The organism is Chryseobacterium piperi, assembly GCF_002285635.2.
GTDB classification, from domain to species: domain Bacteria; phylum Bacteroidota; class Bacteroidia; order Flavobacteriales; family Weeksellaceae; genus Chryseobacterium; species Chryseobacterium piperi.
Genome location: NZ_CP023049.2, coordinates 3,983,726 through 3,998,425, shown reverse-complemented (window position 1 = coordinate 3,998,425; position 14,700 = coordinate 3,983,726). Strand labels below are relative to the sequence as shown.

The following is a 14,700-nucleotide window of genomic DNA, read 5'->3' as shown; positions in this document are numbered from 1 at the left end:
TAGATTAAGTACACTTTAGTTTTATGAAAATCTTTGATTTTCATCTTATGTGGACTTATTATACAACATTATTCTGAACTAACTTAAGTAAACTAAGGTGTTTAAACTAGGGCTTTGTAGTTTATTTTTAAATAAGTATAAAAAAAATTATGATCAATAACATCAAATTTTTCTGGGAAGTTTTAAAAGATACATTTACCGAATGGAATAATTCTTCCGCAACAAAAGATTCGGCAAGTCTAGCATATTATGCTATTTTTTCCATTCCCGGGCTATTGATCATTATTATCTGGATCGCCGGTAATTTCTTTGGAGAAGAAGCTATTCGTGGAGAGATCAGTACTCAGATCAGCGGACTAATGGGAACAGATGTTGCCAAAAGTGTGGAAAATATGATCGCAGGAGCCTTAATTGATAAACAGAATGTTTTTATGAAGGTAGTAGGTATAGGCTCTTTAGTCTTTGGTTCTACTACATTATTTTTCCAGTTACAGCATTCCTTAAATACACTGTGGGATGTACAATCAGCACCTAAAAAAGCACTGTTGAAATTTGTTTTAGACAGAGCCAATTCACTGGGAATGATTCTCATCCTTGGTTTTTTATTAATGATTACCATGATCCTCTCATCGATGATCAGTCTTTTTAATACCTGGATTACAAGTTATTTTGGCCTTGAAACTTACTTATTGGTTTCACTAGTCAATTTCGCAATTGGTTTTGCCCTTGTGATGTTGCTATTTGCCTTAATGTTTAAATTTCTCCCGGATGTACAGATCAGCTGGAGACCGGTATGGAAGGGGGCTATATTGACAACTCTCCTATTTACATTAGGTAAGTTTTTATTGAGCCTTTACTTTGGCAATTTTAAACCGACATCCACGTTTGGAGCTGCAGGAACTGTCATCCTTATCATGATGTGGATTAACTATTCATGTATGCTGATATTTTTCGGAGCTGAATTCACAAAAGTATATTCTTACAAAAAAGGATATAAAATTATTCCTTCTAAACATGCCAGATGGAGCGATGCCAAACTTTATGAAGAGAGTCTTAAAAAACAAAATTCTGATGAAGCCTCAGTTTAATAAAAAAGCCTCTTGAAATTCAAGAGGCTTATATTTTACATTCTGTTTACCGTTCCTATTCCTAGTAAATCCAGTGATTTTTTTATTACTTTTCCAGTAAGATCAGATAAATTCAGTTGGAACTGTTTAATATTTTCATTTTCCTGAATTAGGATCGGATTGCTTTGATAAAATGAGTTGTACGACTTCACTAAATCATAAACATAATTAGCAACTAAAGCAGGACTCAATGATTCTGCAGCTTTCTCTACTACTGTCTTATAGTTAGCAAGCAACATAATGAACTCTTTCTCAAATTCGCTGAAGGTAACATCCGAAACCTCTTTATATTCATATTTTGCTTTGGTCAGCAAAGATTGGATACGTGCATACGTATACTGAATAAATGGTCCTGTATTTCCATTGAATTCAATACTTTCTGCCGGATTGAACAACATTTTTTTCTTAGGATCTACTTTAAGCATAAAGTATTTCAATGCTCCCAATCCTATGGTCTCATAAGAAGCTTCTTTTTCTTCTTCAGTAAGCCCTTCAAGTCTTCCGTTTTCTTTTGCTTTTAACTCTGCTGTTTTATGCATTTCCTCCATAAGATCGTCAGCATCCACAACAGTTCCTTCTCGTGATTTCATTTTTCCTTCTGGAAGCTCTACCATTCCATAAGATAGATGGAACAATTGATCCGCCCATGCATAGCCTAGCTTTTTCAAAATTTTGAATAACACCTGGAAGTGATAATCCTGTTCATTCCCTACAGTGTAAATCAATTTTTTTATATCATTCTGCTTGAATCTTTCTACTGCAGTTCCTAAATCTTGTGTCATATAAACAGAAGTTCCGTCTGAACGCAATAAAAGTTTTTGATCCAGGCCTTCATCAGTCAGATCACACCAAACCGATCCATCTTCTTTTTGGTACAGAATCCCTTTAGATAAGCCTTCCTGAATTAGATCTTTTCCCAATAAATAAGTATTGCTTTCATATTGAACCTGATCAAAGTCTACCCCTAATCTTTTGTAAGTTTCATTGAAACCCTGATATACCCAGGTATTCATTTCGTTCCAAAGACTCCTCACTTTTTCATCTCCATTTTCCCAGTCCAGTAGCATCTTTTGAGCTTCTTTCATTAAAGGGGCTTCTTTTTTAGCCTCATCCTCTCCCATTCCCTGCTCAACAAGTTCTGCTATTTCTTTTTTATAGTTTTTATCAAATTCTACATAATAGTTTCCAACAAACTTATCTCCTTTTGTAGCAGACGTTTCGGGTGTCTCTCCTTTTCCAAACTTTTCCCACGCCAGCATTGATTTACAGATATGAATCCCTCTATCATTAATAATCTGGGATTTAATCACATCATATCCTGCTTCTTTTAAAATCTGAGCAACAGAAAATCCTAATAAGTTATTTCTGATATGCCCCAAATGTAAAGGCTTGTTCGTGTTAGGAGAAGAATATTCTACCATTACTGTAGCATCTTTCTTTTCAATCTTTGAAAAGTTTTCGCTTACTGATCTGAAATTATCTATAAAGAATTGATTTTTAACTTTAATATTTAAAAATCCTTTTACGACATTAAAGCTTTCCAGTAGATCGGTTTGTGCCGTTAAAGACTCTCCCAACTCAATCCCTATACTTTCAGGATTCTTCTTAAGCTGCTTTACCAATGGAAAGGTAACAATGGTAAAATCACCTTCATATTCAGTCTTATTTTCCTGAACTTCCAGGTTGATGTCTTTTAACTGATACACGTTTAAAATAACTTCTGAAAGTTTTTCCTCTATTATATCTTTGATATTCATGTATTTATTTTATTTAATAGCTATATAGAACGGTTAGAACCACTATATATGGTAAGGATAAATAGGTATTGAAGTCATTTTATCCTCAAATTTTGAAGTACAAATATACGGAAATAAAAAAACCGCCCGAAGGCGGTTTTAAGTTTATATAATCAATATCTTAAAATATTAATTCTTATCCCAGATTAACTTGGTATTCATTCGATCTCCTCCAATAGAGTTTGATGCTGCCTGATAGTTTACCGTATTCAATGTCTGAACAGATATTGGGTAAAATAACCTGGTAGGCAAGTCTGTTAGTCCTGCAATTAATGAGGTAAATGTATAAGTGGTCTGACCAGATGATGTTGCTACATTTAATGCCCCGGTCTGACCAGGTAATAATAATGTATTCGGATAACCTGTTCTTCGGTATTCTGCCCAAGCTTCATAAGGCTGCATAAACAACGCAACATATTTTTGAGTAAGCACGTTTTCTTTAGAAGCAGAAGGTAAAGTATTAACATATGTATTTGCCGATGTCGAGTCAATCCCCCATCTTTCCAACGAAGCTTTTACTCCAGCCTCATAATTAGTTTGTGACCAGCCGTTAGCTTCACTCAATAAAAACTGAACTTCAGAATATTCCATTAAAATTTCTGTGTAGCCTGGTTTTAAAACATTTTTACTAAAGAAATTAGCACTTGCTATTTGACTGCCTGTTAAAGAACTTGGAATCCCATAAGGCATCCCGTTAAAATCATTAGGATTCGTTGATTCTACAGAAACTCCAGTTAAAATATCTCTCTGACGAGTACCTATAGGGCTTGCGTATTTGAACAAACGCGGGTCTTGTTTAAAATTACCACTTTTTCCCTTTAATAAATCCACAAAGGTTTTGGAGATTGCAAAGTCTGATCTACTTCTGAAATTGTTAAACATTGGTGATGGATTGACCAAATTATTTTCATAGGTTAGTCCAACATTGTCTGCATTAGAAGTCATCACTCCGGAAGCAATGGCATCAGCAATATGTCCTTCAGCCCCTGGAACTACTCCTTTCACTCTCGTAGCTACTCTCAATCTTAGCGAATTAGCAAATTTTTTCAATTTTGCTCCTGAACCAAATAGTGCATCCCCTTGAGTAAAAACTATTTTATTAATATCAATCATTTCTGATGCCTCTTTTAGCTCCTTTAAGATATCTGCGTATACTTTTTGTTGGCTTGCAAATTTTGGCTGTAAAGTTCCACCAATATTTAATTGTAATGCTTGAAAATCTGGATCTGAGTTTCCATAAGAATAGTAGGGAATATCCCCAAACGAATCTGCCAAAGTAAGAAACACATAGGATAACATGACTCTTGCTACCGCAATCTGGTTTTTATTCGGACCATAATTGTTCATTTGTATCTGGGTCGCCGGATTTTCATTAAGGTCTATAATTTGTTTGTAATCCTGAGCCACTCTATAAGAAAAACTCCATAACGAGCCTCCAGTTGACAATCTATATTGATATCTATCTTCATCTGTATATCCTCTCTGTGCAGAATATTGTACCCAAGGTAATGTTATCCTTCCGGATTGCCACTCATTTCTAGTGTTGTCCATAATCTCTTTATTCGCACTATTGAAAATACCATAGGTGAGTGGTCTCTCTGTTGTATTAGGGTTTGTATCAATTTCCTCAAATGTATTGGAGCAACTGTTAGAAACTAATGATACCATTATAACAGATGCTATTAAAGCTATTTTTTTCATCGTAATTAAAATTTAAAATTAACATTGACTCCATAAGTCCTTGTTGATGGTAATGAACCCCCTTCAATCCCCTGAATATTTCCTGAACCATAAGAAGTATTTTCCGGATCGATTCCTTTGTTTGCTAAATTCCATGCAAATAAATTTCTTGCAAAGGCGGAAATTCTAATTCCTTGAATTGTATTCCCAATCAGTGATTTTGGCAGATCATATCCTATAGTAATATCTCGTAATTTAACATAGCTAGCATCAAAAACATTTTGTGCATCTACTGTATTGAAATAAGTGCTTCCCCATGTTTGTGCATCTAATCGTATATCATTGACAGCCCCATTTTCTCTTACGCCTGGAAGTATTACTCCTGCTTCCCTGTTACCTCCAAGTGCTGTTTCTTCAAGCATCCCAGAATACATTCCCCACATATTGGTTGTGGAAAAATATTTTCCTCCTTGTTGAATATCAATTAAGAAAGAGAGACTGAACGATTTATATTTCACCGTATTTCTAAAGCCCATATTGTAATCCGGAAGAATCGAACCTAAAGACTTGATATCTGATGCTTTATAAAATCCATTTTCATCTATCACCTTATTTCCATTCGCATCATACACATAATCCGTTCCTAAAATAGTACCATATGCCTGTCCTACCTGTGCCACTAATTGTGCTCTAAATGGAGCATTGGTCAGCAGATAATTCTGCAAATCCTGGTATAAGTTAACCAGCTTATTTCTGTTTCTGGCAAAATTCCAGGTTACATCCCAAGAAAAGTTTTCATTCCTGATTGGAGTAACATTCACCATAGCCTCAATACCCTTATTATTCATTTGCCCAGCATTAATTCTTTTAAATAGATGCCCTGTAGCAGGATCGACCGGAAGTGCTATGATCAATTTTCTAGAATTGGTGTCATAGTATGATACATCAATGCTCACTCTATTCTTAAAAAAGCTTGCTTCGACACCAAACTCTGTAACTTCTTTTCTCTCCGGTTGAATATTTTGTGCATTAAGCACATCAGCGTTTGAATATCGAGGGGCACCATTAAAAGGCGGAAGAATATCAGCATAGTTACGTCTGCTGTAAGCGTCTGTTCCTGCTGCAACACTAGCCCATCCCGCTCTAATCTTACCAAATGAAAGCCAGTCTGCTTTAAACACTTTGGAGAACACAAAACTACCGGTTACCGAAGGATAAAACTGATCATCATTTAACATCGAAAACCAGTCATTTCTTCCTGTAGCTTCTACAAATAACATATCTTTATATCCTAATGAAACTGATCCAAATACACTATTAATTGCTGACTGTGCAGAATAGTTTGTCGCTAATGAGTTAGCCAACCCATTATTCAAATTATATAACCCTGGAATAACCAACCCTCCTACTGTAGTTCCTCTTAGCCAGCTCATTTTATTATTTCTAATAATGAATCCCGCAACAGAAGTTAAACTAAAATTTCCAAAATTATTATTATAATGAGCTCTCCCTTCATAATTAAATTCAGAAACATTTCTTTTTTCAATCGTATAATTAGAAATTCCTTGTGAGCCGACTGCCACTTGCGAGCTTATCGTTTGTGTATACGTATCTCCATACACCTTTCCAACAATATAAAAATGTTTATCAAAAGTATAGGTCAATCCGGCTGTTCCAAAAAATCGATCTCTCGTATCACTAGAAGTGTTCTCAAAGATGGTCCAATATGGATTATCAGAATATCTCGGTGTAGCATTATTCCAAGCAGTTCTGTTCCAGGTTCTTTGGCTTCCATCAGACGGTAACCTGTAATCTCTTAATTTAGCAAAATCTAAATTCCTCTGCCCAAACTGATAAAACTTCTGAGCTACTGAATTATTACCATATCCTACTTCGGGTCTATTGAAACCTTCCGTACGAACATAGTTAATTGTTGCTTCAGCTTTTAATTTATCTGATAATTTAGAATTCAGGTTGATATTAAAGTTGTCTTTCTTAATACTTGAAGTAGGTACAATACCTGAAATATTTGTATTCATATAGGACATCCTAACATTGGTATCTCCAAAGGATTTTGCTACTGATACATTATTGGTGTAGGTAACCCCTGTATTAAAAAAAGAATCTACGTCTTTATTCGGGGCAACCCATGGAACCGGCTTCATATAGTCTGCAGAAAACTCAGGATCAAAAGCATACCATGGAAGGTACATTAAATTTCGGTCATATCTAGGTCCCCACGAAGCATCTGTTTCATATTCCTGTATATTATATGTTACTCCATTAATAGTTTGAGTTGGTAACTCAAATTGCGAACCTCCTCCATACAAATTCTGCAATCTAGGCCTAATATAAATACTTTCAAAGGTAACTCCTGTATTGAATTGAATATCAGTTCTTCCTTTTTTAGCAGATTTAGTTGTATACAAAATAGCTCCATTTCCCGCCCTTGAACCATATAAAGCTGCAGCAGGACCTCCTTTTAGTACAGTTACACTTTCAATATCATCAGGATTGATATCAAATGAGGCATCACCATAATCCCTACCTCCACCTCCTCGTTGGGTATTAGTATCATTAACATTAGAATTATCTAAAGGAACACCATCGACAATAATTAAAGGTCTGTTATCTCCGGTAATTGAGCTTATCCCCCTCATTGTAACTCTTGTCGAACCTCCCATAGTACTTGGGGCAGTAACCTGTAAACCGGCAACATTTCCGGATAATGCACTTACTGCATTGTTTTGACCAGCGTCAGAGATCACATCTCCTTTTACTTCTTGAGAGGCATATCCAAGAGCCTTCTTTTCTCTTTTAATTCCAAGGGCAGTCATAACAACTCCTTCGATCTCCTGTGTTCTTACTGTGTCACTCTTCTTTTGCTGTGCATTAAGAACAGCTAGGGATGAGGAAAGCACAAGGCTAAGAACACCCGTAGTTATTTTCTTCATATCAAATTAATTTTAGCCCTACAAATTTGTAAAACTTTCTTAACAAGACAAAAAAAAAGGAAATAAAATTAACAATAAAGCAAAAATAACCAACACAAAGTTTATTTTATGTAAAATTTTACTTTATTAATTGAATAATTGATAAAAATAATTAATCAAAAAAATAATATTAGCGTATTTAAAAAATGAGCATTCAAAAGCATGGATTATTAATTTTAAAGCAACAATAAAAACGAAACAACATATTGATTAACAATTATTTAAAAACAAAAAAAGCACTAAAAAAATAATAAAACCTTCCATTTATTTCATTTTAAAGGCTATTTTTCACAATAAGCACAATGTAATAAATGATGCTTTTCATTGATTCATTCTCTTAAAATATTGATAATTTATAAAAAAAATGTCAAAATCGAAAAAATTGAAAAATATTAAATAGAGTTACGCTTATAAGAAATAACTTACGTGATGTTTTCATTTATTACGATTACAAAAAAATGGCCGGAATAAATTCCGGCCATAAATGAGCCCTAAGGCTTTTCTTAAATATGAATGTTGAGTGTGTGTGTATTTAAAATTTATCCCAGAATAATTTTGTTGTTGCTTTATCACCACCAATCTTACTAGCAGCAGCGTTAACATTTGCTCCATTTAACACATATTCCTGATCAGAATATGGCATTCTATATGGTACGGAAGATAAATTCGACTTTGGTGGATTAACAAGAGTTGGACTATCTAAACGTCTTGTAAAGTTCCAGCTAGCAAAACCTCTGTTGAATAAAGCAATCCAAGCTTGCACCCCAATAGACTGTTTCCAGTTAGCTGCATTATAAGGATTCGCAGCTACATAAGCGGTAGCATTTGCTGTACTTACTCCATTTTCAGTCATTGATGCTGTAACTGCATCAGCATAAAGTGTTGCCGCTGCACCACCCGCTGAATATCCTCTTGCTGCAGCTTCTGCTTTAAGAAAAGCTACCTCTGCATAACTTAATAAATTAGATGCATTAGTTGCAGTTCTAAAATAAGAACTTAACTGTGAAAAGTTAGTATAAGGATCGTTTATTTCTCCGAAAACTCCTCCTTTATAAACTCCCCCTACTTTTGTAAACCATACATCCATTCTTGGATCAGATAACCCCTTCATAGTATTAACGGCTAACTCACTAGGTAAAAAATCATTTCTACCAGAAGCTACAAGATTGTCATAAACAGGATTTAAGAACGTATTACCATCATACTTAAATTTATATGCTTCGGCATCAGAAGAAATAATTCCGCCTGCAATCGCTGATTCCACAGTAGTTTTTGATAATGTAGGATCAACATCAGCCAAATTCATCCCTAGTCGTAACTTGATAGAATTAGCAAATTTTTTCCATTTATTCATATCTCCTCCATATACTAAATCATTATATCCTGGAGCCGAAGGTTTTATACTAGCAACAACATCATTGATTCTTTTAATTAAATCAAGATAAATAGTTTTCGCATCATCGTATTTGGGAGTTAAAATTTCATCTGGTTTAAAGGTTTCAGAATATGGAATATCTCCATATGTATCTACCAAATTTTCCCAGATAAAAATTTCTTCAATCTCTAAAGTCGCTAATTTATTCGTCCGAATATCATCAGTCTCTACTTCTTTTCCAAGATTAGTTTTTGCTTGTCTAAGATTATTTAGACTATACACATACATCCTATTGAAGTGATTTCTAGGCTGGTTTCGAGTAACCAAATTATATTGAGTCTCATCCGGATATTGAGTTTCTGCCCATTGTTGTGTAAAGAATCTATAGCCATTAAAATTCACGCTCGGATTATCCATATAGTATGATGACTGATACAAAGCTGTAGCCAATAAATTTTCAGAAGGCAAAACTGATGGATGCTTAGGATCATCATTAAGGGAAGTTAAATCTCTTTGACATGAACTTAACCCCAACCCTATACATGCCGATACCAAAGTTATTTTTATAATATTTTTCATTTTTACGTAATTTAGAATTTAAATGTTACATTGACACCAATATCTCTTGTCGTTGGCAGCGAACCAATAGACCACCCGTAAGAGTTGAGTCCTCCGCCCACCATTGCTTCAGGATCAGCATACGGTAAATTTTTATGAATGATCCATAAGTTTCTTCCTACAATCGAAATTTTAGCATCATAAATTTTAGTTCCTGCTAACAAAGATTTAGGCAGCATATACCCAATACTTGCTTCTCTTAACTTAACAAAAGAACCATCATAGACAAATTCGCTAGCCGGCTGTGTTTTATAGCCATAAGAACTTGAATTATCAAGTTGTGATAATTCAATATTATTTGGAGTACCATTTGGAAGAACTCCAGGAAGGATTACATTTTTATCTCTGTAATCTCCGATAGCCGTCTCTTTATATAACCCTGAAGATAGCCCATAATACATATCAGTAGAGAATATATCTCCTCCTTTACGGATATCAATCAAGAAACTTAAAGAGAACCCTTTATAATTGATACTATTTCTGATACCTCCAATCCAGTCTGGTGTTGTATTACCAATAACCTGGTTACCATTCTGTAAATATCTACCTGTTTTTGGGTCAATAACCTTTTGTCCATTTAAATAGGTATAATCAGCCCCAACTAAAGTTCCCCAAGCTTCTCCTACTCTTGCATTCAAAGAAACACCTCCCTGGAAGCTATTGATTAAGTAGTTCGTAATCCCTGGATAAAGGGCAACAACTTCATTCTGGTTCTTAGACCAGTTAGCATCGATATTCCATGAAAAATCTTTCGTTTTTATTGGCACTAACCCCAATTGTACTTCAATCCCTTTATTATCAATCCTACCAGCATTAACAACTTTACTAGTATATCCGGTACCAGAAGAAACAGGAAGTGAAATAATCTGATTAATCGTTCTTGTTTTATAGTAGGCAACATCAAGCGTTATTCTATCTTTTAAGAAATGAGCTTCAGTTCCTATTTCAAATTCTTTAGATCTTTGAGGTTTTAAGTCAGGATTAGGCTGGCTTAAAATTGAGTTATAGATCCCAGTACCTGATAAAATTCCAGCTGATCTGTAATTATTCACTAATTGATAAGAGTCTGCCGTACCCCCTACTTCAGCATAGTTCGCTCTTAATTTCCAGAAATTCATCCAATTTTTAGTATTGATTATTTCTGACATAATTACCGATCCTGTTACAGAAGGATAATTATATGCATTATTACCTTCTGGTAAGGTCGAGCTTTGATCAACCCTCCATGTTCCGTCTATATAAAATTTCTTAAAGAAATCAAATGAAGCAGTAACATATCCTGAATTGGATTGTCTTGTCCACTCAATTTCATCTGATGCTAAAGGTGATTTTTTAGAATTAGATAAGGCATAAATTCCTGCAACTACTAACCCACCCTCTGTTGAAGCATAAACAGAATTAAAATAATTTCTACGTATATTCCCTCCTACAACTCCGGAAACATTAATATTATCAGTAATATCAAACTTATAATTTACCATTAAATCATAATTGGTTTCAGTAGACAATACATCACGTCTTGCATAACCGGAAGTAACGGAGTTATTTGATTGTCCAAAAGCCTGTGGAAGAGATCCAACAGCCAATCTATTATCAACCATAAGATTAGACCTATCGTAAGAAACTTTTCCTGTAACAGAAATATTATCTAGCAGATCATAGGTAAGCTGCCCATACGTGAAATTTCTATATCTCTTATCTGAAGTATAATTCTGGTACGCCTGAAAGTAAGGATTATTCCAGTATGCAGGAGCCCCATTAGCAGCAGATTTTCTATTCCACACCACATTCCCATAGTTATTAGCTGCACTGGCAACAGAAGGGTCAACATTGGCAAAATAAGCTCTCTGCAAATCTTTAACATCCACATTGGTTTGCCACCACTGTCTGAATCCTGTCGCTTGATTGTTAGAATATCCGGTAATACTTCTCCCTTTTGTATCCTGCAAAGTCATCGTAGAATAAAAAGAAGAGTGTAATTTAGGGGTCAGATCATAATTAACTTTTAAAGAGAAGTTATTTCTATTGAGATGAGAATTAGGTATCAGACCATCTGACATCATATTTTCATACGTAAAACTAATATTTTTTCCCTTTTGTCCTTTTTCTAAAGTTACACTATTGGTATAAGTAGTAGGATTTTCAAAAAATTTAATCGGCCCATTTTTAGCAGCTACCCAAGGGGTTGCTTTTTTATAATTAGGTGAAGTCGGATCAAAAGAATCCCACTGATACACCATCATGTTAGGATCAAATTTAGGACCCCAAGATGCATCTGCACCAAAATTCGCATTATTAAGCCCGTTACTTGCTTGCGATCCAAATTCTTGCTTATAACCTGCACCATATCTTGTCTGATACTCCGGAAAGGTAGATTTATCGACAAACCCTACCTGCATGGAGGAAGAAAGGGTTACTCCCCAGGATCCGTCATCTTTTCCTTTTCCATTTTTAGTGGTAATCACAATAACCCCATTTAATCCCCGTTCACCATACAGAGCCGATGCTGCAGCTCCTTTTAGAACGTTAATAGATTCAATGTCTTCCTGATTAATATCAGACAAGGCATTACCATAGTCAACATTTTTTTCCTGAGTATACGCATTGTTTACCGGAGATCCATCAATAACAATTAAAGGATTCCCACCTGAAAGTGATTTAATACCTCTTATTAATAAGTTGGATGAACCTCCAAAATTGTTGGTAGTAGTAACATTAAGACCTGCAACTTTTCCTGATAATTGTGCTGCAATGTTACCGGTATTGGTAGTACCATCGGAGAGTGCGCTAGCTTTTATCTCCTGAGAAGCATATCCTAATGATTTCTTCTCTCTTTTAATCCCAAGGGCAGTCACAACAACTCCTTCGATCTCCTGTGTTCTCACGGTGTCGCTCTTCTTTTGCTGTGCATTTGCGACAGCCAAAGACGAGGACAGCACAAGTATAAGAACACTTGCTGTTAGTTTCTTCATATCAAATTAATTTTAGCTCTACAAATTTGTAAAACTTTCTTAACAACACAAAAGAAAATAACAAAAAATTAACAATTGTTCAAAAGTTGATAATAAAAAATAATATAAAATCAATAATTTACGTTAAAAATTTAATTTTTAACAAAAATACAAGAATAATAACCTGAAATATATGCATAAAAAAGATCAGTCTACAAAACCAGCATACTATTTCAATATATAGTGAAATTCATTAACAACGAAGCAAATTTAAACACTGAACAACAACACTTTACAAAAATAAACTAAATAAAAAGAACCAAACTAAAACATTTTAATTAACACATTTTAACATTATGAGTGATAAATACAATGTCATGCATAATGTTTTTTTTACCGCAAATTTTCTTAAAATAAGGATAAATTGTAAAAAAAATCTAAAAATATAAAATAAAAAAAACCACCAAAAAAGGTGGTTTTAAAATATATTAAAAAAGTATTCCAGAATTAATTTTGATTCCAGAATGGAGTGTATTGATTTTTAGTAAACACAACATCACTTGCAATATTTGGTACATTGGCAGAGTTTGTTGCGAATTCAGAATTAGGATAAACCAATCTATATGGCCTTCTTGGTTTTACCGCGTTTACAGCTACAGGATTGTAAGGTAAGTTTGTCCTATTATATTCAATATACATTTCTGTAGGATTTACATTAGTAAGAGCAAGCCATTTTTGAGTCATAATAGCTTCCATTTTTTGCATATCAGTTCCAGTCCATCCTAGACCAGCTTTTCCCGATATCTCACTAATATACCTATCTATAGTAAGTGCCGCAGGATTCGCTGAAGTTTGAGGAATATTCATCCATGCACAAGAAGCCGTAATAGCAGCATTAAAGCTTGCCTGCCCACCTGTAAATAAAGATGGATATTTTAAAGAGGCTTCAGCCAACAAAAGTTTGGTTTCTGCAAGCGACATCACTACTCCGCCTTTAGCATTTGCAGCTGTAAGAGTAGCACCTGCACTGCCCGAAGTAGCGCCAAAAATACCACCAAATAATTTAGACACACTCTGATTATCTGTTGGAGCACCCGGTTGTCCAGAAGTAGCACCCTGTCTCACCCCTTTAACTCTCAAGCTTCCATTATAATTTACTCGCGTAAATAATCTAGGTCCGCGAGGATCGGTAACCCCATTAAACTTCTGATATTCTGCAACACTACTGTTTTCAACATTCCCATTTAAAGCAATTGCTAAATGCTCGGAAGAAGTCAACACAATATGATTAGTTACTTCTGTAGGCGTTGAATTATAAAAATAATTAAAGGCCACCGGATTTAATTTATCGTTATTTGCTGTTGAGTATCCCGGGTTTTCAATAACATCTACAGTTAACAATTCTGCTCCGCTACTTGTAGCCATACTTAATGAAGCCAATTGAGCATCACGGTATGTAGCAAGCTCGCCCGTAACTTTAGACATTCTTAATAAAAATCTAAGTTTAACAGTATATGCAAAAGCTTTCCACTTACTCATATCTCCTGCAAAAATAATATCCTTAGCTCCTGGATTAGCAGCATCAGCATCATTCGCATTTATCAAAGCTACCGCTTCATCTAAATTAGAAATAAGTGATTTATAGATATCTATATCTTTATCATATTTAGGAGCAAGATTAGCCTGACCTTTGAACGCTTCAGAATAAGGAGCATTTCCATATAAATCAACAATATATTGCATATAAAATGCTTTCATAATTTTGGCCATAGCAACATATTTATCCTGTACATGGTTTGCATTGGGATATTTTTCAATCACAACAAAATTATTAACATTCTGATAGATATTATCCCAAATCCCATCATAAAACTGGCTATTGACTGCAGACAAAGAAAATTCGTTAGGATATAAACCACCATAATGATATACATCTCCAGCCCAAGAATTCATCATTAAGTTTCCAAATTGCATCATATCTCCTGCCTGAGCTCTGTAAGATTGTGCAACCGCTCCAGGAAATAATAATTCCGGCGTTATATTTTCTGCATGGATATCATTGGGATTCTCATTAATATCCAGATAATTATTACAAGACGTTAATGATATTGTCACAATAAGTGACGAGATTATATATTTAATTTTATTCATTTTTTAAAT

At 34.6% G+C, this 14,700-nt stretch carries 7 protein-coding genes; 1 reads left to right on the top strand and 6 read right to left on the bottom strand.

The window, feature by feature from the left end:
• Window positions 1–149: 149 nt before the first annotated feature.
• Window positions 150–1,088, top strand: coding sequence for a YihY/virulence factor BrkB family protein (locus CJF12_RS17495; RefSeq protein WP_034683630.1), 939 nt, complete (start codon window positions 150–152; stop codon window positions 1,086–1,088).
• Between the two features lie 35 nt (window positions 1,089–1,123).
• Here the strand turns inward: CJF12_RS17495 and argS are convergent, their stop codons facing one another.
• The 6 genes from argS to CJF12_RS17465 all read right to left on the bottom strand — a co-directional run bounded on the left by argS (window position 1,124) and on the right by CJF12_RS17465 (window position 14,691).
• Entirely contained in the window at window positions 1,124–2,884 is a 1,761-nt protein-coding gene (argS, locus tag CJF12_RS17490; protein WP_034683626.1) for an arginine--tRNA ligase, read from the bottom strand.
• Between the two features lie 168 nt (window positions 2,885–3,052).
• Window positions 3,053–4,624, bottom strand: coding sequence for a SusD/RagB family nutrient-binding outer membrane lipoprotein (locus CJF12_RS17485; RefSeq protein ID WP_034683625.1), 1,572 nt, complete (start codon window positions 4,622–4,624; stop codon window positions 3,053–3,055).
• 5 nt (window positions 4,625–4,629) lie between these two features.
• Window positions 4,630–7,557: a SusC/RagA family TonB-linked outer membrane protein gene (locus tag CJF12_RS17480; RefSeq protein WP_034683624.1), complete on the bottom strand. Its 2,928-nt coding sequence runs from the start codon at window positions 7,555–7,557 to the stop codon at window positions 4,630–4,632.
• 571 nt (window positions 7,558–8,128) lie between these two features.
• On the bottom strand, window positions 8,129–9,526 hold the full coding sequence (locus CJF12_RS17475) for a SusD/RagB family nutrient-binding outer membrane lipoprotein (RefSeq protein ID WP_228379084.1): 1,398 nt from the start codon (window positions 9,524–9,526) through the stop codon (window positions 8,129–8,131).
• Between the two features lie 35 nt (window positions 9,527–9,561).
• Window positions 9,562–12,561: a SusC/RagA family TonB-linked outer membrane protein gene (locus tag CJF12_RS17470; RefSeq protein ID WP_034683620.1), complete on the bottom strand. Its 3,000-nt coding sequence runs from the start codon at window positions 12,559–12,561 to the stop codon at window positions 9,562–9,564.
• A 486-nt stretch (window positions 12,562–13,047) separates the two neighbouring features.
• On the bottom strand, window positions 13,048–14,691 hold the full coding sequence (locus tag CJF12_RS17465; RefSeq protein WP_051887250.1) for a SusD/RagB family nutrient-binding outer membrane lipoprotein: 1,644 nt from the start codon (window positions 14,689–14,691) through the stop codon (window positions 13,048–13,050).
• Between the last annotated feature and the right edge of the window lie 9 nt (window positions 14,692–14,700).